The sequence below is a fragment of the Faecalibacterium sp. Marseille-P9312 genome, assembly GCF_902497445.1.
Lineage (GTDB): Bacteria > Bacillota > Clostridia > Oscillospirales > Ruminococcaceae > Faecalibacterium > Faecalibacterium longum.
In genome coordinates, this window is record NZ_CABVEW010000013.1 from 62,296 (window position 1) to 85,574 (window position 23,279).

At 59.3% G+C, this 23,279-nt stretch carries 22 protein-coding genes, 1 pseudogene and 1 riboswitch; of the genes and pseudogenes, 19 read left to right on the plus strand and 4 right to left on the minus strand.

The genetic code is table 11. The features are described from left to right. Nucleotides 1–46: 46 nt before the first annotated feature. Nucleotides 47–1,066: an ABC transporter substrate-binding protein gene (locus F3G95_RS10475; RefSeq protein ID WP_149794876.1), complete on the plus strand. Its 1,020-nt coding sequence runs from the start codon at nt 47–49 to the stop codon at nt 1,064–1,066. A 46-nt stretch (nt 1,067–1,112) separates the two neighbouring features. Here F3G95_RS10475 and brnQ read toward each other — a convergent pair whose 3' ends face one another. Beyond that, complete coding sequence (brnQ, locus tag F3G95_RS10480; RefSeq protein ID WP_149794899.1) at nt 1,113–2,387, minus strand: branched-chain amino acid transport system II carrier protein; 1,275 nt, start codon at nt 2,385–2,387, stop codon at nt 1,113–1,115. Nucleotides 2,388–2,553: 166 nt separating this feature from the next. On the opposite strand from brnQ, the gene F3G95_RS10485 reads away from it, so the two are divergent. From F3G95_RS10485 to F3G95_RS10495, 3 genes are read left to right on the plus strand one after another with little or no spacing between them, the layout of a single operon-like run. Then, nucleotides 2,554–3,327: an ABC transporter permease subunit gene (locus F3G95_RS10485; RefSeq protein WP_149794877.1), complete on the plus strand. Its 774-nt coding sequence runs from the start codon at nt 2,554–2,556 to the stop codon at nt 3,325–3,327. Then, nucleotides 3,324–3,923 carry an ATP-binding cassette domain-containing protein gene (locus tag F3G95_RS10490; protein WP_149794878.1) on the plus strand — a complete coding sequence of 200 codons (600 nt, stop codon included), beginning with the start codon at nt 3,324–3,326 and terminating at the stop codon, nt 3,921–3,923. Before F3G95_RS10485 ends, F3G95_RS10490 begins: the two co-directional genes overlap by 4 nt. Nucleotides 3,924–3,941: 18 nt before the next feature. After that, a complete protein-coding gene (locus F3G95_RS10495) occupies nt 3,942–4,631 on the plus strand; it encodes a hypothetical protein (protein ID WP_149794879.1) in 690 nt (229 codons plus the stop codon). A gap of 3 nt (nt 4,632–4,634) precedes the next feature. On the opposite strand, the gene hemW is transcribed toward F3G95_RS10495, so the two are convergent. Then, nucleotides 4,635–5,717 carry a radical SAM family heme chaperone HemW gene (hemW, locus tag F3G95_RS10500; protein ID WP_149794880.1) on the minus strand — a complete coding sequence of 361 codons (1,083 nt, stop codon included), beginning with the start codon at nt 5,715–5,717 and terminating at the stop codon, nt 4,635–4,637. A 110-nt stretch (nt 5,718–5,827) separates the two neighbouring features. Between hemW and F3G95_RS10505 the strand changes: the two genes are divergently transcribed. The 12 genes from F3G95_RS10505 to F3G95_RS10555 all read left to right on the plus strand — a co-directional run bounded on the left by F3G95_RS10505 (nt 5,828) and on the right by F3G95_RS10555 (nt 17,321). Continuing rightward, nucleotides 5,828–6,535, plus strand: a complete 708-nt coding sequence (locus F3G95_RS10505; RefSeq protein ID WP_149794881.1) for a Bax inhibitor-1/YccA family protein — start codon at nt 5,828–5,830, stop codon at nt 6,533–6,535. Nucleotides 6,536–6,540: 5 nt separating this feature from the next. Next, the gene (locus tag F3G95_RS14075; RefSeq protein WP_015565906.1) at nt 6,541–6,771 is read left to right on the plus strand and encodes a type II toxin-antitoxin system MqsA family antitoxin; all 231 of its coding nucleotides are present in this window, start codon (nt 6,541–6,543) and stop codon (nt 6,769–6,771) included. A 145-nt stretch (nt 6,772–6,916) separates the two neighbouring features. Next, nucleotides 6,917–7,702 (plus strand): M23 family metallopeptidase, encoded by a 786-nt coding sequence (locus tag F3G95_RS10515; protein WP_149794883.1) that lies wholly within the window; start codon nt 6,917–6,919, stop codon nt 7,700–7,702. A gap of 128 nt (nt 7,703–7,830) precedes the next feature. Beyond that, nucleotides 7,831–9,120: an NAD(P)/FAD-dependent oxidoreductase gene (locus F3G95_RS10520; RefSeq protein WP_149794884.1), complete on the plus strand. Its 1,290-nt coding sequence runs from the start codon at nt 7,831–7,833 to the stop codon at nt 9,118–9,120. A gap of 137 nt (nt 9,121–9,257) precedes the next feature. Beyond that, nucleotides 9,258–9,923 carry a (d)CMP kinase gene (gene cmk / locus F3G95_RS10525; protein ID WP_149794885.1) on the plus strand — a complete coding sequence of 222 codons (666 nt, stop codon included), beginning with the start codon at nt 9,258–9,260 and terminating at the stop codon, nt 9,921–9,923. Continuing rightward, nucleotides 9,920–10,528, plus strand: coding sequence for a lysophospholipid acyltransferase family protein (locus F3G95_RS10530; RefSeq protein ID WP_149794886.1), 609 nt, complete (start codon nt 9,920–9,922; stop codon nt 10,526–10,528). The genes cmk and F3G95_RS10530 overlap by 4 nt, the downstream gene beginning before the upstream one ends. 258 nt (nt 10,529–10,786) lie before the next feature. Then, nucleotides 10,787–12,697 (plus strand): bifunctional 4-hydroxy-3-methylbut-2-enyl diphosphate reductase/30S ribosomal protein S1, encoded by a 1,911-nt coding sequence (locus F3G95_RS10535; RefSeq protein ID WP_149794887.1) that lies wholly within the window; start codon nt 10,787–10,789, stop codon nt 12,695–12,697. A gap of 271 nt (nt 12,698–12,968) precedes the next feature. Beyond that, nucleotides 12,969–13,586 (plus strand): GtrA family protein, encoded by a 618-nt coding sequence (locus tag F3G95_RS10540; protein WP_149794888.1) that lies wholly within the window; start codon nt 12,969–12,971, stop codon nt 13,584–13,586. 58 nt (nt 13,587–13,644) lie between these two features. Further along, nucleotides 13,645–13,782: a hypothetical protein gene (locus F3G95_RS13825; RefSeq protein WP_015565914.1), complete on the plus strand. Its 138-nt coding sequence runs from the start codon at nt 13,645–13,647 to the stop codon at nt 13,780–13,782. A gap of 42 nt (nt 13,783–13,824) precedes the next feature. Continuing rightward, nucleotides 13,825–14,490, plus strand: coding sequence for a deoxyribose-phosphate aldolase (deoC, locus tag F3G95_RS10545; protein ID WP_149794889.1), 666 nt, complete (start codon nt 13,825–13,827; stop codon nt 14,488–14,490). A gap of 97 nt (nt 14,491–14,587) precedes the next feature. Continuing rightward, a riboswitch (SAM riboswitch) is annotated at nt 14,588–14,686 on the plus strand. A 110-nt stretch (nt 14,687–14,796) separates the two neighbouring features. After that, on the plus strand, nt 14,797–15,951 hold the full coding sequence (gene metK / locus F3G95_RS10550) for a methionine adenosyltransferase (RefSeq protein WP_149794890.1): 1,155 nt from the start codon (nt 14,797–14,799) through the stop codon (nt 15,949–15,951). Nucleotides 15,952–16,181: 230 nt separating this feature from the next. Next, complete coding sequence (locus tag F3G95_RS10555; RefSeq protein WP_149794891.1) at nt 16,182–17,321, plus strand: ribose-phosphate pyrophosphokinase; 1,140 nt, start codon at nt 16,182–16,184, stop codon at nt 17,319–17,321. A gap of 73 nt (nt 17,322–17,394) precedes the next feature. Here F3G95_RS10555 and F3G95_RS10560 read toward each other — a convergent pair whose 3' ends face one another. Next, on the minus strand, nt 17,395–17,742 hold the full coding sequence (locus F3G95_RS10560; RefSeq protein WP_149794892.1) for an Hpt domain-containing protein: 348 nt from the start codon (nt 17,740–17,742) through the stop codon (nt 17,395–17,397). Nucleotides 17,743–17,751: 9 nt separating this feature from the next. Next, nucleotides 17,752–19,668 carry a diguanylate cyclase gene (locus F3G95_RS10565; protein ID WP_149794893.1) on the minus strand — a complete coding sequence of 639 codons (1,917 nt, stop codon included), beginning with the start codon at nt 19,666–19,668 and terminating at the stop codon, nt 17,752–17,754. A gap of 512 nt (nt 19,669–20,180) precedes the next feature. Between F3G95_RS10565 and F3G95_RS10570 the strand changes: the two genes are divergently transcribed. From F3G95_RS10570 to F3G95_RS10580, 3 genes and pseudogenes are all read left to right on the plus strand, one after another. Further along, nucleotides 20,181–21,230, plus strand: a complete 1,050-nt coding sequence (locus F3G95_RS10570) for a substrate-binding domain-containing protein (RefSeq protein ID WP_243130357.1) — start codon at nt 20,181–20,183, stop codon at nt 21,228–21,230. Between the two features lie 168 nt (nt 21,231–21,398). After that, on the plus strand, nt 21,399–22,940 hold the full coding sequence (locus F3G95_RS10575; RefSeq protein ID WP_149794895.1) for a sugar ABC transporter ATP-binding protein: 1,542 nt from the start codon (nt 21,399–21,401) through the stop codon (nt 22,938–22,940). Nucleotides 22,941–22,958: 18 nt separating this feature from the next. Further along, nucleotides 22,959–23,279 (plus strand): annotated as a pseudogene (locus F3G95_RS10580) (beta-methylgalactoside transporter); the annotation flags it as partial.

Genomic DNA, 23,279 nt, shown 5'->3' on the forward strand with positions numbered 1-23,279 from the left:
TTTTTGCGGGAAAATTTCTCCCAATGAAAGTGAGGAGCTGAATCCTATGAAAAAACTGACATCTCTGCTGCTGTCGCTGGTGCTGATGATCAGCGTGCTGGCCTGCGGCGCATCGGCCAAAACGAGCAAAAAAGTGCGCATCGCCGGCCTGAAAGGCCCCACCACCATGGGCCTCGTCAACCTGCTGAGCATGGAGAAGGACGGCACGGCTTCCCTCGACTATGACCTGCAGCTCTACGGCGCTGCCGATGAGATCGTGCCGAAGCTCATCAAGGGCGAACTCGACATGGCCGCGATCCCGGCCAACCTCGCCGCGACCCTCTACCAGAAGACGAACGGCGGCATCCAGGTCATGGCCGTCAACACGCTGGGCGTCCTCTACGTCGTGGAGAAGGGCAATACCGTCCACAGCTTTGCCGACCTCAAGGGCCGCACCATCCTTTCCACCGGCAAAGGCACGACGCCCGAGTACGTCCTGCGCTATCTGCTCAAGAAGAACGGCCTCGACCCCGACAAGGACGTGAAGATCGAATACTACAGCGAGGCTTCCGAGGTCACGGCCCAGATGGCCGCTGCCAGGAAGGATGCCATCGCCGTCCTGCCTCAGCCCTACGTCACCGCTGCCCAGATGAAGGACAGCGGCCTCCGCGTCGTTCTCGACCTGACCAGGGAATGGAACAGGGTCTGTGACACCCAGCTCATCACCGGCGTCACCGTGGTGCGCACCGAGTACGCAAAGCAGAACCCCAATGTCATCGCAGCTTTCCTGACCGACTACCAGAAGAGCGTCAAGGCGGCCAACGAGGACATCGACGGCACCGCCGCCCTCTGTGAGGAAGTCGGCGTGGTGGCCAAGGCTGCGATCGCCAAGAAGGCCCTGCCCAAGTGCAACATTGTTTACCGCAACGGTCAGGAGATGAAGAAAGACATCTCTGCTTACCTGCAGGTGCTCTACGATGCCTCTCCCGCCGCCGTGGGCGGCAAGCTGCCGGACGATAACTTCTACTACACCGAGCCGTCCGTCCTGCGCAAGGTCATGGCGGCGATCCGCAACTCTGCAAAGTAAGCTTTGAAACAAGGAAAACTGCCGCACAGCCGTGCGGCAGTTTTTCTTACATCAGAAGGCCCGCGCCGATGCCGATGAGGGCCGGCAGCAGCCAGCCAAAGCCGAGGCTGCTCAGGGGCAGAGCGTTCATCAAGGTGGAGAGGGGGCCGAAGGGCAGGGCGGCAGGGATGCTCTGGATGGCCGTGAAGAGGATGCCCAGCCGCCAGACCGATGTCCGCTGGAATCGTCCGGGCAGGAACTCCACCACGATGAGGATGATGGCGATGGGGTAGATGGCGTTCAGCACCGGGACGGAAAGGCTCAGGATGCCCGCAAGGCCGATGTTCGCCAGCAGCATGCTCATCAGCGCGAAGAAGGCTGCAATGGTGGGGTAGGGCAGCTGGGGCAGAAGCTCGTGGAAGTATTCGCCTACGCTGGCGATGAGGCCGACACAGGTGTTGAAGCAGGCGATGACGAAGATGGCGGCCAGAAGCACCTGTCCCACCCGGCCAAACAGGCCGTCGGCCAGTGCCGTCAGGACGGCGGCACCGGTGTCGCTGCCGGGGAAGGCAGCCCCCGAGATGCCGCCGATGTGGGTCAGCATGGCGTAGACCACCAGCAGCATCCCGCCCGCGATGAACCCGGCCCGGATGGTGCCGCGCCGGACGGCGGACTCCTCCGTGATGCCCACCGCCTGAAGGTTCAGCGCGATGACCGCGCCGAAGTTGAGCGCTGCCAGCGCGTCCATGGTCTGATAGCCGTCCAGCACGCCCTGTGCGGCGGGGAGGGCGGCGTAAGCCTCGGCAGGCGTGCCGTAGCCGGGCGCGGCCGGGCGGAGGATGCAGCCCGTGAACAGCACCACGATGAGCACCAGCAGGGCAGGGCAGAGGATGCGGCCCAGCCGCTGGGTCAGCTTTTCGGGCTTGAGGGCCACGAAGTACGCCGCAGCAAAGAACACGAGGGAGTAGATGAACTGTCCCGGTGTGCTCCGCCCCACCAGCGGCGTCAGCATCTCAAACGAGGTGCTGGCCGTGCGGGGGATCGCGAGACAGGGTCCGATGGACAGATAGACCAGCACAGCGAACACCTGTGCGAAGCGGGGATGGACCCGCCCGGCCAGCGCAGGCAGACCGCCCGCCCGGGCCACTGCTGCCACGCCCGCGATGGGCAGACCGATGGCGCTGACGGCAAAGCCCACAAAAGCGAGCCAGAGCGCCGTCCCGGCCTGTGCGCCGAGAAAGGGCGGGAAGATGAGGTTGCCTGCCCCGAAGAACATCGAGAACAGGGTGAACCCCACCAGAAGGAGCTTTTTGCCCCGGAGGGCCTGAGCGGAATCGTGCATGGTCATCTCTCCCATCTGTGCGCGGAGGCACGTAGAATCAGGATTACTTTATTCCAGTGTAGTGTTTTATGACCTTCATGTCAAGAGAAGAAAAGATGAAGGATTGTATTCTCATACATGATGTGATATTCTGAAAGCGAGAAAACGAACAGGAGCAAAGAAATACATGGATAAAACAAAAAAACGCCGCATTCAAATCTTAGCGGCGTCGGTGTTCTGGCTGGGCGTCTGGCAGGCGGCGGCTGCGGCCATCGGGCAGGAAGTCTTTCTTGTCTCACCGGTGCAGGCCATCGGTACGCTGGTGGAGCTGCTGCCGCAGGCCGAGTTCTGGCAGCGCATCGGTTTCAGCGCCGGGCGCATCCTGCTGGGCTTCGGGCTGGGCGTTCTGTCCAGCGCCATTCTGGCGGTGGCCGCCGAAAAGTGGGAGTGGGTGGACGCCCTTCTCGCCCCCGTGATGCAGCTGGTCAAGGCTACTCCGGTGGCGAGCTTCATCATTCTGGCGCTGGTGTGGGTCAGCGGCTCGTCGCTGTCCGTCCTGATCAGCTTTCTGATGGTGCTGCCCGTTCTCTACAGCGCAGTGCGCACCGGCATCGGGAGTGCTGACCGCCAGCTTCTCGAAATGGCGCAGGTGTTTCGTCTGCCTCTGGGGCGGCGTCTGCGGGCGGTCTGGCTCCCGGCGGTGCTGCCCGCGTTCCGGCAGGGGTGCAGCGTGGCGCTGGGCATCTGCTGGAAGAGCGGCGTAGCAGCAGAGGTCATCGGCCTGCCGGACGGCAGCATCGGCGACGCGCTTTACCGGGCAAAAATTACCCTTTCCACCGGGGAGTTGTTTGCCTGGACCTTCGTCATCATCCTGCTGAGCGCCGTATTCGAAAAGCTGTTCCTCGCTCTGCTGGATAAAGCGGTAGCGGCAGTTCTGGGCGAAGAGGGGGCTGAAAAATGAGTGAAACCAACAACAAACTGGAAATAAAGAACCTGTCTAAACGATTCGGAGAGAAGATCCTCTTCGAAAACCTCTCTCTTACTGTGGACGGCCCGGCGGTGCTCTGGGCGCCAAGCGGTTGGGGCAAGACGACCCTGCTCCGCATCCTGATGGGGCTGGAAGCGCCCACCTCCGGCAGCGTGGAGGGCGTGGGCCGGGTCGGCGCGGTCTTTCAGGAAGACAGGCTCTGCCCCCAGCTGACCGCCGAAGAGAATGTGGCGCTGGTGCTGCCCGCAGAACAGTACAAGGTCAAAACACAATACAAAGAGCAGATACGAGACGACCTTATACAATTAGGACTGGATGGCGAGGCCCTTGCCCTGCCTGCCCGGAAGCTCTCCGGCGGACAGAAGCGCCGCACCGCTTTGCTGCGCGCTCTCTGGGCCGAGAGCGACACCCTTCTGTTAGATGAGCCCTTCACCGGCATGGACCCCGCCGCCATGAAAAAAGCCGCAGCCATGCTCAAGGCACGCTGCGGCACAAAGCCCACCCTGCTGGCGACCCATGATCAAGAAGCCATCCGGGAGCTGGGATGGAAAGTGATCGAACTGGGCTGAAACGAAAGGAGCCTGACCATGGAGAAAAAGACGAGCTGCCTGCTCTGCGTTCTTACCGCGCTGCTTCTCGCTGTGCTCTATCTCTGGGCCGCCCTCCGCCCGGGGGTCTGGCTGCGGGATGCCTTTTTGTATCGTCAGGCCGACGGCAGCTTTTCGGGCAAAGATGCGTATGCCGCCTACACCGTGCAGGTTGCTCAGACGGAAAACGGTGCGGAAGTGGATTTCACGATGGACGGAGAGACGCGGCACTATCGGCTCGAATCGAAAGCCGAGGGCATGAGCGACCCGGGCGTAAAAATCGAGCAGGACGGAGTGGTCATTTTTACCGGGACCGCGCTGGGCGACCCCGGCGACGCCATCCTGTGGCGGGAAGACGATGGGGGCCTTGCCGACGAGGTGAACGTCATCGTCAACGGCGAATACCAGAGATCCGACCTCTGGCCCAGCTGTAACTGGCTCTATAATGTGGCCGTCGGCGGGCGGCGGGAGACCCGGGGCAGCGTGGCGTTCCTGCTGCCGATAGGGGCGCTGGTGGTGCTCCTTGTGCTGGATGTCCGGTTCCCGCTGCTGTTCTGGAACCTCCGCCACGGGCTGGAAGTGTACGGCGGTGAGCCCACCGAATGGTATTACGCGATGCAGAGGGTGAGCCGCATTACCAGCATCATCGGTGTTTTTGTGCTGGCGGCGATGAGCTTTGCTGTTCACTGAGGCTCACAGCAGCTCGGCAAGGATGCTGTTCTGTACGATGAGCCCGGCGGGCGTGAGGGCGAGGGTGTGGCCGTCAAAGCTGGCGTAGCCGCTCTTCACGCAGTTTTGCACAAAGGCCAGCTGTGCGGTGGAAAGCTCCCTGCCATAGCGTTTTTTGTATTCGTCGAGGCTCAGACCTTTGCGCAGACGCAGCTGCAGGATGAGATAATCCTCCGCACCGCAGCCGCCGTCCATGACGGGCGCGGCCTCGTCCCGCAGAAAGGCTTCGGTGTCGGCGGGGTAGTAGAACCGTTTGCCGCCCATGCAGGAGTGGGCCGCAGGGCCGATGCCCAGATAGTCGCCGCAGTCCCAGTAGATGAGGTTGTGCTTTCCCTCATAGCCCGGGCGGGCGAAGTTGGAGATCTCATACTGCCGGTAGCCATGATGCTCCAGCTGCTCGACGGCGTAGAGGTAGAAGTCTGCCGCCTCGTCGGAGGTGGGCAGACCCTCGGGGGGCGTCCGGCCAAAGGCGGAGTCGGGCTCGATCTTCAAGAGGTAGGCGGAAATGTGGGCCGCGCCGCCATCCTCGATCAGCTCCAGCGTCTCGTCGAACTCGGCCTGCGTATAGTGGGGCAGGGCCAGCATGATGTCGCCGCTGATGTTCTTGAACCCGGCACGGCGTGCGGCGGCGAAAGCGGCCCGCGCCTGCTTTGCCGTGTGGGGGCGGCCCAGTGTCTTGAGCTGGCTGTCCCGGGCCGACTGGACGCCGAAGGAGATGCGGTTGACGCCCGCCTCCCGGAATGCCCGGAGAGAGTCTTCGGGCACGGTCTCAGGGTTGGCTTCCAGCGTGATCTCGGCTCCGGGCAGGGGCTGTGCGGCGGCGATGAGCCGGGCGGCGTCTGCCGGGTCCAGCAGACTGGGCGTTCCACCGCCGAAATAAAGGGTGTCCGGCCGCAGGGGCGCGTCCGGCGCAAACCGGGAGAGTTCCCGAAGCAAAGCGTCCACATAGGCCCGGGGGACGCCGCGCTGGCCGGGGGCGGAGTAAAAATCACAATACCGGCATTTGGAAAAACAGTAAGGAATATGCAGATAAAGTCCGAGGGACATCAAATATCACAGCCTTTTTCATGAATCGTTCATTTCTATGCAGTATACTATATTTCGTAGACCGGGGCAAGGCCGAGGCCGATGCCCTGATTTTGAATGGAGGATTCCTTATGGATTACAACAACTATGACCGCGGCTATGCGGAGCCTTCGATGAGCGCATCGGACTATATGACCCGCACCTACCGCTGGATGGCCGGCGGCCTGCTCGTCACCTTCGCAATGGCCTATATCACGGCGACCACGTCCCTTATCTATCTGGTCAATTCGCTTTACTTCCTGCTTACCATCGGTGAGCTGGCACTGGTGTTCATGCTCAGCGCCCGGGTGCAGAGGATGTCCATCGACGGTGCAAGAGCCGCGTTCTTCGGATACGCCATCCTGAACGGCATGGTCCTGAGCTACTACTTCCTGATGTTCTCGGTAGGTACGCTGGTCATGGCCTTCCTCGCCACGGCGGTCTACTTCGGCCTCATGGCTGTATATGGCACCACCACCCATAAGGACCTCACCGGCTGGGGTCCCCGCCTCATGATGGCTCTGGTGGCCATGATCGTCACCAGCCTCGTGGGTGCGCTCTTCGGCTTTGGCTTCGGTGCCTCGGTGCTCTACTGCGGCATCGGCCTGGTGGTGTTCATGCTGCTCACCGCCTACGATACCCAGAAGCTCCGCCAGATCTACGCCTACTATGCAGGCGACGCCGAGCTGGCCGAGAAGGCTTCCATCTACGGCGCACTGACCCTGTATCTGGATTTCATCAACATCTTCCTCTACGTCGTCCGCCTGCTGGGCATGAACAGCCGCAGCCGCAACAACTGATGAACATGACCTGCTTTTTCTGCAAGGGCGAAATGAAGCCTGATACTACCATTCATACCGTACAGCTCAAAAACTGTGTCGTTGTCATCAAAAATGTCCCCTGTATGAAGTGTGAACAGTGCGGTGAGGTCGTTCTGTCGGCAGATACGATAGAAAAGATAGAGCATATTTTGCAGACTGTGGAAAAGGCGGTGGCGGAAATCACGGTGGTGAATTTCCCGGACTGCGCTGCATAAAAAGAACAATGCAACAGGTAAGGCCCCGGTCATCCGGGGCCTTTTTGTGTCCTTTCGAATAAAGGATGAATAAACCCCGCTCTGCCGCTCCAAACTACCACCAAAGAAACGATTCCGTACACAAAATGGATTGGAGTAACGAACGATGGAGCAATTCAGAAAGTTTTTGCGGGACAAAGCCTTTGCGCTGGTGCTTACCGCCTGCCTGCTGGCGGCGGCAGCGGCCGGGGTGTGGGCTGTGCGCACGGTGCGCAATGAGCTCAAACAGAATCTGGACGCGGTGCGCAGCCCGTCCAGCACCGCCCCCGGCATCGACGAGGGCATCAACACGTCGCCCGGCGTTGCCGGAGAGGAGGAAGCCGAATGGCAGCAGCAGAACGCACCCGCAGCAAACAGTGTGGCCAATGTGCCAAAAGCCGACAGCTCGTCCGGTGGGGCTGCGTCCTCTTCTGGTGCGCAGTCTGGCTCTGGTTCGGTGCGCGAACCCTCCGCGCTGCAAACCGAGTCCTTGCCTGCCAGCAGTTCGGATGCGCCTGCCTCCACGCAGCCTGTCTCGGGGCGCGTCTTAAACAGCTACAGCGGCGATGAGCTGGTCTACAGCAAGACGCTGGGTGACTGGCGCACCCACAACGGTGTGGACTACGCCGCCAGCAGGGGCGCGGAAGTGACCGCCCCGGCGGCAGGCAAGGTGGTGGAGACCGGCACGGACGACAAGTGGGGGCCTGTGGTCGCCATTGAAGACGCTTCCGGCAGGGTCTGGCGGGTCTGCGGCACGACGGACGCCAGGGTGAAAAAGGGCGACACCGTCTCGGCCGGGCAGACCATCGGCAAGGTGGGCAGCGTGAGCTGTGAGTGTGCCGAGGAGAGCCACATCCACTTGGAGGTCATGGAGGGCGAAAAGTATCTCGACCCCATCAAGGCCATGAAATAAGCAAAATTTTCCGGGCAGGTGCAGCAGAACGCTGTACCTGCTTTTTTCACATTGCTTTTGGCGGTCGATTCTGGTATGATAAACTAGAATAAGTGTGAAGACAGAAGAAAAAGCGGAGGAAACGAAACATGAAGGTCTTAGTGGTAGGCGGCGGTGCTGCCGGCCTGATGGCGGCGGGCGCGGCCCTGCGGCAGGGGCATGAGGTGACGGTGCTGGAACATATGGAAAAGCCGGCTCAGAAAATTCTTGTCACCGGCAAGGGCCGCTGCAATGTGACCAACGACTGCACCGCAGAGGAATTTCTGCACCATGTGCGGACGAACCCCCGCTTTTTGTTCTCGTCGCTGGGGGCTTTCCCGCCGGCCAGGACGATGGAGCTGTTTGAGTCTCTCGGTGTGGAGCTGAAGGTGGAGCGCGGACGCCGGGTGTTCCCGGTGTCAGACAAGGCCGAAGAGATCCGGCAGGCTCTTCTGCGGTACGCAGACGGAGCGGACATCGTCCACGACGGGGCAAAAAAGCTGCTGCTGGAGCCGCTGGCCCAGCCGGAAGAAGCGCCTGCTGCGCCGGAAGATCCGCGCCGCCCGAAAAAGAAAAAGCCCGGCCCGGCCTATCGCTGCGTAGGAGTGCGGGGAACTTCGGGCCGGGAGTACAAGGCGGACGCCGTGCTGGTGGCAACGGGCGGTCTGAGCTACCCCACCACCGGCTCCACCGGCGACGGCTACAAGCTGGCCCGGCAGGCGGGCCACACCCTCGTGGAGCCTGTCCCCAGCCTTGTCAGCCTCGTGAGCCATGACGCCGACTGCAAGAAGATGATGGGCCTTGCCCTCAAGAACGTGACCCTCACCCTCCACGAGGACGGCAAAGCCATCTTCGAGGAGCAGGGCGAGATGCTGTTCACCCACTTCGGCATCAGCGGGCCGCTGACCCTCAGCGCGTCGAGCCATCTGGGCGACATGAAAAAGCACAGGTACGAAGCTTTTATTGATTTGAAGCCTGCCCTCAGCGAGGAACAGCTTTATGACCGCATCACCCGGGACTTTGCCCTTCTGGCGAACCACGCGGCGCAGGGCGCACTGGTGAAGCTGCTGCCGTCCAGTATGCAGCCGGTCATGGTGGCCCGCTGGGGCATCGACCCGGTCACCAGGGCAAACCAGATCACCCGGGAGCAGAAGCGGGAACTGGTACAGCTGATGAAGCACTGGCGGGTGTCCATCGACGCCCGGGGCGATTTGGCCCACGCAGTCATCACGTCGGGCGGCGTGTCGGTGCGGGAGGTGGACCCCAAGACCATGCAGAGCAAAAAGGCCCTCGGCCTCTACTTTGCAGGCGAAGTGCTGGATGTGGACGCCTATACCGGCGGCTACAATCTGCAAATTGCATTCTGCACGGCACAGAGTTTTGCGAATCATCTGGAATGACCTCTCAGTCTGCTTCGCAGACGGCCCCCTCGGCAGGGCAGCAGCAACGACTGCCGCCAGCGGTGGAACGGCGTCAGCCGTGACGGAGAGGTTTAAGCGGCTGGAAATTTCAGATTCATAGAGAAGGAGATATAAAAATGATTTCTGTTGCAATCGACGGGCCTGCGGGCGCAGGCAAATCTACGCTGGCGCGGCGTCTGGCTGCGGACTTCGGCTACATTTATGTGGACACCGGTGCGATGTTCCGCACCATCGGCCTTTACGCCCTCCGCGCGGGCAAGGACCCGAAGGACAACGAGGCAGTCGATGCCCTGCTGCCTAATATCACCCTCGAGTTTGCTTTTATCGAGGGCGAACAGCATATCTATCTGAATGGCGAGGACGTCAGCACGGCCATCCGCACCGAAGAGGTGGGAATGGCGGCTTCTGCCGTGGGTGCAAATCCGGCGGTGCGAGCCTTCCTGCTGGAGATGCAGCGGGACATGGCTAAGACGCAGAACATCCTGATGGATGGCCGCGACATCGGCACCGTGGTGCTGCCCAATGCGACGGTGAAGATCTTCCTCACCGCCAGCCCGGAGGCCCGCGCCACCCGCCGCTGGAAGGAGTACCAGCAGAAGGGCATCGATACCCCCTACGAAGATGTGCTGGCCGACGTCAAGCAGCGCGACTATCAGGATACCCACCGCGCCGCAGCCCCCCTCAAGCAGGCAGACGATGCCGTGCTGCTGGACACTTCGGAGCTGAATTTTGAGCAGAGCTTTGAGGCCATGAAGAAAATGATCACGGAGAAGGTCAGATGATACTATATTATATTCTGGTCCCACTGGCATGGCTGGTGTTCCACATCGGCTTCCGCGTCCGGTGTGAGGGCAGGGAGAACTTGAAAAAAATCGGCACAAAGGGCTGCATCATTGCCCCCAACCACATCTCCGCCATCGACCCGGTGTTCGTCGTCATCACCCGGTTCTGGGGCCAGCGGATGACAGTGTTTGCCAAGAAAGAGCTGTTCGAGATAAACCCATTCCTGTCGTGGTTCTTCCGGTGCGCCGGTGCGGTCTGTGTCCGCGGCACGAAAGAAGAGGTCAGTGTCATCGACGACACCGTGAAAAAGTGTCAGGAGGGCGGTACGCTGCTGCTCTTCCCGGAGGGTACGCGGGAGCAGGAGAATAAGTTCCTTCCCCTCAAGAGCGGCCTCTTCGTCATCGCGGCGGCAGCAAATGTGGACGTCGTGCCTTGCCGCATCTACTACGACACCCCTGATGGTAAGATGAAGCTGTTCTGCAAGGTGCGTGTCATCTTCGGCGAGCCCATGCCCGCTGCACAGTTTGCAATGGAAGGCCGCCGCGACATAAAGAAACTGCGGGAAAATAAGCAGGCCGTTCTGGATGCGTGGAGTGAATTGTGATGAACCTCTCAGTCTCGCTATCGCTCGACAAGGCCGAGTTGCGGCTCCCAGCATCCGCTGCGCATTGCTTGCGTCTCGCTGGCCGCTGCCCCAACAGCGACTCCCTGCTTCCGCCACTGGCGGCGGTCGTCGCTGTTGCCCCTAATAGGGATGCCCTCTGGCGAAGAGATGAAGCCTTGCGGAATGCCAAAGCCTCCCCTCGGTAGGGAAGGTGGCATCGCGCAGCGATGACGGAGAGGTTGAATTTAGGAGAGCACAATGGAGATTAGACTTGCAAAGACTGCGGGTTTCTGCTTCGGTGTGGACCGCGCGGTCAAGCTGACCTACGGTCTGCTGGATGAGGGCCGCAAGGTGGCCACCCTCGGCCCCCTCATCCACAACCCCCAGACCGTAGAAGACCTCGAGCGCCGGGGCGCACTGGTAGCAGATACCCCCGCTGATGTCCCTGCGGGCTACGAGGTGGTCATCCGCAGCCACGGCGTCCCACGCAGCATTTACGATGAGCTGGACGCCCGGGGCTGCACCTATCACGACGCCACCTGCCCCTTCGTGAAGAAGATACAGAAAGTCGCTTCCGAGGCCGAAGCCGCCGGTGCGACACTCGTGGTGGCCGGTGACGTGTCCCATCCGGAGGTGCAGGGCATCGTCGGACATACCCGGGGAGAGGTATTCGTTTTCAGCGATCTGGCCCAGTTGAAGGCGTGGAAAGGGCCTTCTGACCCCCAAAAGCCCATTTTTGCAGTTGCACAGACCACATTTCAGGTAACAAAATGGCAAGAAAGTTCGGAGTTTCTCAAAAAAGCCTATACAAACGCCCGAATTTTTGATACAATATGTAATGCGACGTGGGCGAGGCAACAGGAAGCGGAAGACCTCAGCCAGCAATGCGACATCATTGTTGTCATTGGCGGTCATCATTCTTCCAATACCCAAAAGCTGGTACAGGTCGCCGCAAAGCATACGCGAGCCGTAACGGTCGAGACAGCGAGCGAACTTCGGCCGGAATGGTTTGCAGATGTAAAGACGGCGGGCGTCACAGCCGGGGCTTCAACGCCATCGTCTATTATTGAGGAGGTACTTAACAGTATGAGCGCAGAAATCAATGACAGCATGAGCTTTGAGGAGATGCTGAACGCATCCGAGGAAAAGCGTGTTCATGCAGGCAGTATTGTGAAAGGAATCGTGACCAGCATCTCTGCCAACGAGATCCAGGTGGATATCGGAGCTAAGCAGACCGGCTTTGTCAAGCTGAGCGAGCTGACCGATGATTCCTCCGCCAAGGTCGAGGACCTGGTGAAAGTTGGCGATGAGCTGGACCTCATCGTCGAGAAGGTTATGGATCAGGATGGCGTCATCCAGCTCTCCCGCAAGAAGCTCGCATCTCGCAAGGGCATGGAAGAGATCGCCAAGGCAGCTGAGTCCGGCGAGGTCGTCGAGGGCGACGTCACCGAGTTCAACAAGGGCGGCGTTGTCGTCAACGTCAAGGGCGTCAAGGTGTTCGTCCCCCGTTCTCAGGCCACTATGCGCCGCGACGAGGACTACACTGCTCTGGTCGGCCAGCACGTTCAGCTGGTCGTCACCGAGTGCTCCGGCCGCAAGATCGTCGGCAGCATCAACAAGGTCACCGCTGAGCAGAACAAGGCTAAGCGTGAGGAGTTCTGGGCAAACGTCGAGGTCGGCAAGACCTACACCGGCGTCGTCAAGAGCCTGACCTCTTACGGTGCATTCGTTGACATCGGCGGTGTGGACGGCCTGTGCCACATCAGCGAGCTGAGCTGGAACCGCATCAAGCATCCCTCTGAGGTCGTCTCCGTTGGCGACACCATCGAGGTGTATGTGAAGGACATCGACACTGAGAACCACAAGGTCTCTCTGGGCTACAAGAAGGCTGAGGACAACCCCTGGGAGCAGCTGAAGAACAACTACCCCATCGGCAGCACCTTCCATGCTCCGGTCGTGTCCCTGACCAAGTTCGGTGCATTCGTCCGCATCCTGCCGGGTGTTGACGGTCTGGTCCACATCAGCGAGATCAGCAATGACCGCGTTGAGAAGGTCTCCGACGCACTGAAGGTCGGCGATATGGTCGACGTGAAGCTGCTGGATGTCGACTTCGACAAGAAGCGCATCAGCCTGTCCATGAAGGCTCTGCTGAACGACGACGCTGAGTAATCAGCCCGCAGCATAGTCTCATCAGACACAATGCGAACTACAGCCCCGTTGCCGGGAAAACGGCGGCGGGGCTGTTTTTGTATCACCCTCTCAGTCGCTGACGCGACAGATTCCCCTTTTTGTCGCTAATGCGACATCTTCCCCCGGCCGGGGGAAGTCTTTCCTCAGAGGGAGAGCCACTGGCGTGCCGGTCAGGCGTATACTGGATGAGCAAAGTTTCTTTATTTCAGAAACGGTAGTGCCCTGCTGGCGACGGAAGGTTTTAACGTCAATGAAAAACTGGTTTATAAAGCACCGCGAGGTGCTGGCTTATCTCGTTTTTGGTGTGCTGACCACATTGCTGAACATCGTACTGTATGCGCTGTTCAGCCGCCTGTTCGGCTACGAAGCCGCCAACAGCTGGGGCAATGTGCTGGACAATGTCATCTGCATTTTGTTCGCCTACGTCACCAACCGGGCCTTCGTCTTCGCCAGCCGGACGCAGGGCAGGGAAGCGCTGAAAGAATTTGGTGCATTCGTCACCTGCCGTCTGGGTACACTGGTATTGGATGCCGCCATCATGATGATCTTCGGCAACCTGCTGGCCGCACAGGGGGCAGCTCTGGTGGAGAGCTTTATGAACGGTGCGCTGAGCCTGTTGGCTGGCTGGTTTGGCCCGGATACGGTGCTGCACATGGCCACCGGCGGCGCAGCGCCCGCTCCCTCCATCTCCGACGGCTCTGCCGCCATTGCCATCATCGGCGGTGCCGACGGGCCGACGGCCATCTTTGTCACCAGCTTCTACGATGCCCAGGCCCTGTGGGGCATGGCGGTAAAGGTGTTCTCCAACGTGGTGGTGGTCGTGCTGAATTATGTGTTCAGTAAGCTCATCATTTTTAAGCGTAAGTGAGATATTTTTCTGCCGGCAGCAGAAAAATATCTGATATAATTTCAGGAGGTACGGTATTATGAAACGTGGTCTGAAAGGTTTTGCATTTCTGGTCTCCGGCCTTGTGCTGGGCATCATCGGCGCAACGGTGTCTGCAACGGCCATTGCCCTGAGCGCTGTCGGCATGGCGAAGGTACGCCGTGCCACCAAGAACTAAGAAGCTGTTTTCAAAACAACTTCGATTCAGGAGGAAAAAAGTATGAATCGTGAAGAGATCCTGTCCCACGTCGATCACACCCTGCTCAAGCCTGAGGCTACCTGGCCCCAGATCCAGACCCTGTGCGACGAGGCCATCGCCAACCACACGGCTTCCGTCTGCATCAACACCTGCTATGTGAAGCAGGCTGTCGAGTACATGGCGGGCCGCATCCCGGTCTGCTGCGTGGTCGGTTTCCCTCTGGGCGCAATGGACACCGCTTCCAAGGCCTTCGAGGCCAAGACTGCCATCGAGAACGGCGCTGCCGAGGTGGATATGGTCATCAACATCGGCCGCCTGAAGAACGGCGAGTACGACGCCGTCCGCGAGGACATCCGTGCCGTCAAGCAGGCTGTGGGCGATAAGGTCCTGAAGGTCATCATCGAGACCTGCCTGCTGACCGACGACGAGAAGCGCAAGATGTGCGACATCGTCTGCGAGGCAGGCGCTGACTACATCAAGACCAGCACCGGCTTCTCCACCTCCGGCGCAAACTTCCACGACGTGGAGCTGATGGTCAAGGGCGTGGCCGGCCGCTGCAAGGTCAAGGCCGCCGGCGGCATCTCCACCGTCGAGGATATGGAGAAGTTCCTCGCCCTCGGTGCAGACCGTCTGGGCACCTCCCGCGCCGTCAAGATCCTGAACGGCGAGCAGGCAAAGGGTTATTGAGCCTTATCAATCTGCGGGAAATGTCAAAAAAGAGTGCGACTCTTCTTGACATTTCGACGAAGCAATGATAAGATATTACCCGGACAAACTGAATACCGACTTATCAAGAGCGGCTGAGGGGACAGGCCCTGTGAAGCCCGACAACCTGTGTGTGAGCATAAGGTGCCAAATCCTGCGGGAAACCGAAAGATAAGAGTGCAACGCTCAGAGCTTCGGTTCTGAGCGTTTTTAATTGCATAAACTTGATGAACGAGTAGGAAGCTGTCAATATCGATACACACACACCAACGCCAAGGAGGTACAAAAATGGCAAAGCACTGTCTGTTTACTTCTGAGTCCGTCACCGAGGGCCATCCCGACAAGATCTGCGACCAGATCTCCGACGCCATCCTCGACGAGATCCTGACCCACGACCCCGACGCCCGCGTGGCCTGCGAGACCTGCGCATCCACCGGCCTCGTCCACATCATGGGCGAGATCACCACCAACTGCTACGTCGATTTCCAGAAGATCGTCCGCGAGGTCGTGGCTGACATCGGCTACACCCGCGCAAAGTTCGGATTCGATGCCGACACCTGCGCCGTCATCTCCAACATCGACGGCCAGAGCCCCGACATCGCCCTCGGCACCAACGATGAGGTCGGCGGCGCCGGCGACCAGGGCATGATGTTCGGTTATGCCTGCGACGAGACCCCCGAGCTGATGCCCATGCCCATCAGCCTGGCCCACAAGCTGGCCAAGAAGCTGACCGAAGTCCGCAAGAGCGGCGAGCTGGACTATCTGCGTCCGGACGGCAAGAGCCAGGTCACTGTCGAGTACGTGGACGGCAAGCCCGTCCGCGTGGACGCTGTGGTCATTTCCAGCCAGCACAGCGATGCCGTCAGCATGGAGCAGCTGCGCGCCGACGTGATGGAGAAGGTCATCAAGGCCACCATCCCCGCCGAGCTGCTGGACGAGAACACCAAGTATTATATCAACCCCACCGGCCGCTTCGTCGTGGGCGGCCCTCAGGGCGATACCGGCCTGACTGGCCGTAAGATCATCGTCGATACCTACGGCGGCTATGCACGCCACGGCGGCGGTGCTTTCTCCGGCAAGGATCCCAGCAAGGTGGACCGCAGCGCCGCTTATGCGACCCGCTGGGTGGCTAAGAACATCGTGGCCGCTGGTCTGGCCAAGCAGTGCGAGGTGCAGGTGGCTTACGCCATCGGCGTGGCAAAGCCCGTCTCCATCATGGTGGACACCTTCGGCACCGGCGTCGTGGCCGACGAGAAGATCGAGCAGGCTGTGGAGAAGGTCTTCGACCTGACCCCCGCCGCCATCATCCGCGACCTCGATCTGCGCAAGCCCATCTACCGCAAGCTGGCCGCTTACGGCCACATGGGCCGCGAGGACCTGGGCGTGAAGTGGGAGAACACCGACCGCGTCGAAGAGCTGAAGGCTGCTGTCGCTGCCCTGTAAGGGTAAAAACTTAAAAGAATGACTTTTGAGCCGGAGAATGTATGGTTTTTGTAAAAAACACATAGTCTCCGGCTCTTTTTCGAAAAAGAGATGTGCAAGGCGCAGAAAATGCAGGTTGGATGCAAGTTTGTAGTGTCGAAACGCCGAAAATGTGATAGAATAAATAACGGATATGCACTTCAACGTCTAATTTTATCAACTGATAAAAGAAACTTTAAGGAGCTGTAATTATGTCTGTCATTATCCCTAAGGATTGCTTCCACCAGCCTCAGGTCGCCGACCTGCGCCTCATCGCCTGCCCGGGCGCCGAGGAGCTGACCAACCTCATCGACAAGCATCTGGTGCGCTGGGCCAGCGAGGCCGGCTACCAGACCAATAGCTTTATCATCGAGAGCGCCTGCCCCCGTTTCCAGAGCGGCGACGCCAAGGGTCTGGTCAAGGAGTCGGTGCGCGGCGACGATATTTTCATCGTTGTTGACCCCGGCAACTACAGCGTGACCTACAAGCTGTTCAACTATGAGAACCACCTGTCTCCGGATGACCACTTCGCCAACCTGAAGCGCCTCATCCAGGCCGTGGCCGGCAAGGCACACCGTGTGTCTGTCATCATGCCCAGCCTGTACGGCGGCCGTCAGCACCGCCGCGTGTCCCGCGAGAGCCTAGACTGCGCTGTGGCTCTGCAGGAGCTGCAGGCCATGGGCGTCAAGAACATCATCACCTTTGATGCTCACGATCCCCGCCTGATGAACGCTGTGCCTCTGATGAGCTTCGACAATGCGATGCCCACCTATCAGGTGCTGAAGAACCTGCTCAAGAAGAACCCCGAGATCAGCTTCGACAAGGACAAGTTCATCGTGGTCAGCCCCGACGAGGGCGCTATGAGCCGCAATATGTACTTCTCCAGCGTGCTGGGCTGCAACCTGGGTATGTTCTACAAGCGCCGCGATTACACCCGCGTGGTCAATGGCCGCAACCCCATCGTCGCTCACGAGTATCTGGGCGATTCCGTCGAGGGCAAGACTGTCTTTGTCGCTGACGACATCATCGCTTCCGGCGAGAGCATGCTGGAAGTTGCCACCAACCTGAAAGAGCGCGGCGCAAAGCGCATCATCGCCAACGCCACCTTCCCGCTCTTCACCAGCGGCCTCGAGAAGTTCGACAAGGCTGTGGCCGACGGCATTCTGGACTACGTTACCGGCACCAACCTGACCTACCGTATGCCTGAGCTGCTGACCCGTGACTGGTACGTCGATGTTGACGTCTCCAAGTATGCCGCATACTTCGTCGTGGCCCTGAACCATGACATGTCCGTTTCCAGCATCATCGACCCCATCAAGAAAATCGAGGCTCTGCTGGCAAGCCGGAAATAATGACAGACAGTTCCTGATATTCATCCAATCGAAAAACACCCGCAATGCTGATGCACTGCGGGTGTTTTTTTCGTTATTCTAATGCTTTCAGCGCCTCGACCACACGCTGATATTCCTTCTCTACCGGAGGGAACAGCTCGTCGGCGCCGTCAAGGCTGCCGCCGCGGAGAGCTTCCGTCAGAGCACTGGACGGGACGTACAGTGCATCGAAGCCGAGGTTCTGGCAGACGCCCTTCAGGGTGTGAGCGGCACGGAATGCTGTCGGGGCATCCTTCTCTTCCAGCGCCTTTTTCAGGTTCGGGAAGCTGTCGTCCTGTAGAAATTTCAGCGCGAAGCGGCGGACGAAGTCCGCGCTGGGCAGACGCTCCAGCACGCCCTTATAATCGCCGCCAATGGCTGCATATACTTGTTCCAACGTCATTTTTATACCTCACCCAAGAACAGTTTCGTCAAAGAGAATCCCTTTTTTCGGGGGAGGAGGGGCATCGGCCTCAGTCTCCTCCGCGAGCCGGTCTTCTACGTCGCGCAGGCATTCCAGCAGCAGCGGATTGAAAGCACCGTGCTTTCCTGCGGTCAGCTCAGCGACCGCTTCTTCCTGCGAGAGGGCCTCGCGCTTGTCCCGCTTGCCGACCAGACCGTCATAGGCATCCGCCAACGCTACCACCTGTGCTGCGATGGGGATGTCATCGCCCTTCCGGCCATCGGGATAGCCGCTGCCGTCCCAGCGCTCATGGTGCCAGCGGCAGATTTGGATCGCAAATTTCACCAGCGGCTCGTCCTGATACTGGGACAGATTTTCCAGCATCTGCGCACCCAGAATGGGGTGGGTGTGGAGGATGGCGGTTTGTTCCGGCGTCAGGTCGTGGGCGTTGAGGATGCGGTCGTCGATAGCAACTTTGCCGATGTCGTGGAGGGCAGAGGCCGTCGTGATGAGGTAGCGGTCCATCCCGCTCAGGCCGTAGATGTCGGTCTTCTGGCACAGACGCTCCAGCAGGATGCTGGTGATGCGCTGCACCCGGGAGATGTGGTGGATGCTCTCGCTGTTGTGGATCTCCATGACCTGGCTGAGGATGCCGATCATGATCTGGTCGTTTTTCTCCCGGTCATAGAACTGCTGGGACACCAGCGCACTGAGACGGCGCTGACGGGCGTAGAGCCGGGCGACATTGGAGACGCGGCGGTGGACGATGCGGGCATCGAAGGGGCGGCTGATGTAGTCCGAAGCACCCAGCTCGTAGGCGCGGCGGACGGTCTGGGAGGAATCCTCGCTGGAGATCATCACGACGGGGATGTCCTCGAGCCAGCCCTGGGCGGACATCCGGGAGAGGACATCGAAGCCGTCCATGTCGGGCATCACGATGTCCAGCAGCACGATGGAAATATCCGAGCCCCAGGCGTTCAGAAGCTCGAGGCACCTGGGGCCGTCGGGGGCTTCCAGAAGCTCGAAATCGTCGCAGAGGATCTCCGAGAGGATGTCGCGGTTCATGGGGGAGTCGTCCACGATGAGCACCATCGGACGGTGGTCGTTTTCAGAGCGGACGGCATCGGGGGCGATGTCCGCGGTGACGACAGTGTTCTTGCGGCGCTTTGCAAGGTACATCCGCTTGTCGGCGATGAGCAGGGCGTCGCTGATGGGGATGCCGGCGGCCATCGCGCCGCCGATGCTGGCCGAGACGTGCATCTTCTCGAACTCGGGCAGACGGGACGCGAAGAGGCGCTTGTTGATGTCCTTGAGCTTGCGCACGAAAGCCTCAGCCGAGATGTCGGGCAGGATGAGCAGCAGCTCGTCGCCGCCGTACCGCACCAGCATATCGGTGGAGCGGATGCAGCGGTGGATGATGGAGACGATGAGCCGGAGCGCTGCGTCGCCGGCTGAGTGGCCGTAGGTGTCGTTGCAGAGCTTGAAGTCATCGAGGTCGATCATGGCGACGCCGGCGTTGAGGTACTTGTGCTTTAATTCCTCTTCATAAAAACGGCGGTTGTAGGCACCGGTGAGGGCGTCCCGGTAGATGAGCTCGTTGGAGTGGAGGGAGCTGCGGGCGCTGGCGTCCAGCGGCAGGGTCATCTCCATCACATAGGGCTTGCCGTCCACCTCGACATAGCGGGCTGTGACCTGATAGAGGGAGCTGCCAAGCGTTTCCAGCTTGGAGCACTGGCATTTGCCTGCCATTGCCTCGCGCCCCACGCAGCTGGTGCAGGGATGGACATTCTTCCAAGGCGGGCAGCAGGGTTCTTCCGCCAGCATCTTCGGGTCGAGAAGACGGACGGAAGCATATATCTTGCGCAGACAGGCCATCTCCTGTTCGGCCTGCTGGCGTGTCAAATTTTGCTCGGTAAGTTCGGACATGGTGTCGCTCCTATTATAACAAGGTAACGAGGGATGGTGTGGAAGGAGGGCGAGAAACAGCAGTCCTTCTGCAGCGGATCATGATAATCACGTAATATACTACCACAATCATAGGAAATCCGTCAATGCATAGAGAAATATTTCCGAAATGGAATGACAGTCTGCCGGGATTCCCGGGAAAATAGAAATTTGAAGCAGACCGATAAAATTGTTGCATCCCGGCGCGAAACGGCTCGAAAAATTTGTAACCGATTTGATAAAAATACGCACAGACACAATAAATTTGGACGCTGGTTGCACAAATATGAAGAATTGTGCCGCTTAACAAAAAGATTTTGGGATACAACAGAATGTATTGTGGAACACTCACAAAATATGGCAAATAATCTTGTCTATTTGTTCTATTGCGAATGGTCGGGCGGATGGTTATAATACAAACAGAAACCGCAAAACGTGTAACGAGTGCGCTTTGCGAGATGCTGTGATAAGCGTTAATGAAGGAGAACAAGATTATGAAAATGATTTCTCGTCGTGACTTCCTGAAAGCTTCCGCTGTTGTGGGTGCTGCCGGCGTTCTGACTGCCTGCGGCGGTTCTTCCGCTTCTACTGCTGCTTCCTCTACTGCAGCTTCTACCGCTGCTTCTTCTACCGCAGCTGCTGCTTCCGGCTCTGCTAACGTCGGCGTCTGCATCTATCAGTTTGCTGATAACTTCATGACCCTGTACCGCACCGACCTGGAAGAGTACCTGAAGGACATGGGCTACGCCGTCACCATCGTCGATGGCAAGAACGACCAGAACACCCAGACCGAGCAGATCAACACCTTCCTGCAGCAGGGCGTGGACGTCCTGGTCATCAACCCCGTCCAGACCACTTCCGCTCAGACCATCGTTGATACCATCAAGCCCTCTGAGACTCCCATCGTCTTCATCAACCGTGAGCCCGACAAGAGCGTTCTGGACTCCTACGCAGACAAGTGCTGCTACGTCGGCGCTGACGCACGTCAGTCCGGTACTTATCAGGGCGAGCTGATCCTCGAGACCGAGACTCAGGGCGACATCAACGGCGACGGCAAGATCACCTACATCATGTGCAAGGGCGACCCCGAGAACATCGATGCTCAGTACCGCACCGAGTACTCCATCAAGGCTCTGACCGACGCCGGCAAGGAAGTCGAGTGCCTGTACGAGTACTTGGACAACTGGGACCAGACCACCGCACAGCAGGACGTCGCAAACGCTCTGGCACAGTACGGCGATAAGATCGAAGTCGTCTTCTGCAACAACGACGCAATGGCACTGGGCGCTCTGCAGTCCCTGCAGCAGGCTGGCCGTACCGTCGGCAAGGACGTCTATCTGGTCGGTGTTGACGCACTGAGCGAGGCTGTCCAGAATGTCGTCGATGGCAACATGACCGGCACCGTTCTGAACGATGACGTGGGCCAGGCTACCGCCGCCGCAGCTGCTACCAAGCTGTACGTCGAGGGCAGCAAGGTCGAGCAGTACTACTGGGTCGACTACGTCAAGGTCACCAAGGAGAACGCTGCACAGTACATCAAGTAAGCAGCCAAAACCCTATCGTTGCAAGGTGCGCAGTGAACCAATAAGGCTTAATTAAAAGCTAAAAAGCGCGTGCGTGCGAGAAAATATCTCCGCGCACGCGCCTTATTTTAGGAGCCCGCCGGCAAAAGACGCACTTTCCAAGACCCAAAGACAAGGAGGCTCTGAGGAATGTCAGAATACCGTCTGGTAATGAAAGGCGTGGTAAAGACCTTCCCCGGCGTGAAAGCGCTGGACCACGCGCAGTTGGAGCTCCGCCCCGGCAAAGTCATGGCCCTGATGGGCGAGAACGGTGCCGGTAAGTCCACCCTGATGAAATGTATGTTCGGCATTTACAAGATGGACGAGGGCGAGATCGAGTACGAAGGCGAAAAGGTCAACATCCCCACCCCGCTGGATGCACTGAACCGCGGCATCGCGATGGTGCATCAGGAGCTGCAGCCTATCCCGGCCCGTACTGTGGCCGAGAACATCTGGCTGGGCCGCTACCCCACCAAGAAGGCTGGCCCCATCACCATCGTGGACCACGCCAAGATGTATAAAGATACCGATGACCTGCTGAAAAAGCTCAAGCTGGACATCAACTCCCACGCAAAGCTGGGTACACTGAGCATCGCACAGATGCAGATGGTGGAAATTGCAAAGGCTGTTTCCGCAAACTGCAAGGTGCTGATCCTGGATGAGCCGACTTCCTCGCTGACTGCGAACGAAGTCGAGTCCCTGTTCCGCATCATGAACGAGTTGAAAGAGCAGGGCGTTGCTCTGGTCTACATCAGCCATAAGATGGACGAGATCAAGGTCATTGCCGACGAAGTCACCATCATGCGTGACGGCCATTATATCGGCAAGTGGGACGTCGCCAATATGACCAAAGAGCAGATCATCGCCAAGATGGTCGGTCGTGAACTGTCCAACCTGTATCCCCCGCTGGAGAACCACCCCTCCGACGAGATCATGATGAAGGTGGAAGACTTCACCTCCATCCATCCGCGCTCTTTCCGCCACTGCAGCTTCGAGCTGAAGAAGGGCGAGATCCTGGGTGTGGCCGGCCTGGTGGGCGCACAGCGCACTGAGCTGATGGAAGGTATTTTCGGCCTGCGCGCTCACACCGCCGGTAAGGTGTGGATCAAGGGTCAGGAAGTCACCATCAAGCAGCCCCGCGACGCCATCCAGCACAGCGTGGCTCTGCTGACCGAGGACCGCCGCGCCACCGGCATCATGGGCGTGCTGAGCGTGGCCGATAACATCTCCATCGCCTCTCTGGACGCCCTGCGCAAGGGTCCCATCATGCTGGACGACAAGAAGATCCTCGAGCTGGTGGCTACCAACAAAGAGAAGATGGCCATCAAGGTTCCCAGCCCCAAAACGGCGATCAAGAGCCTTTCCGGCGGCAACCAGCAGAAGGTGCTGATCGCCCGCTGGCTGGCCAACAACCCCGATGTCCTCATTCTGGACGAGCCCACCCGAGGCATCGACGTCGGCGCAAAATATGAGATCTACTGCATCATCGCCGACCTGGCCAAGCAGGGCAAGAGCATCATCATGATCTCCTCCGAAATGAGCGAGATCATCGGCATGTCCAACCGCGTCATGGTCATGTGCGATGGCCGCATCACCGGCTTCATCGACGGCAAGGATGCTACGCAGGAGAACATCATGGCTCTGGCGACCCAGTTCGAGACCGCGCCCGAAGCGGCGGCGGCCAATCAGTAAACAAGGAGGCTGTCTATCGTGGAAGCTACCAAGAAAGTAACGGGCAAGTCTGTAAAGAAGTGGCTGGGCAACAACGCCATCATCGTCCTGATGCTGGCCGTGTCCCTCATCGTCGGCATCATCCACCCCAACTTCTTCGCACTGGCCAATATCATCAACCTGTTCAAGAACGTCTCTATCCGCTACATCATCGCTCTGGGCATCTCCGGCTGTCTGATCACCACCGGTAACGACCTGTCCGCAGGCCGTCTGGCTGGTTTCGCTGCCTGCCTGGCCTGCATCTTTGCGCAGACCGAGGGCGCTGCCGGTAAGTTCTACCCCAATATGCCCACCCTGCCC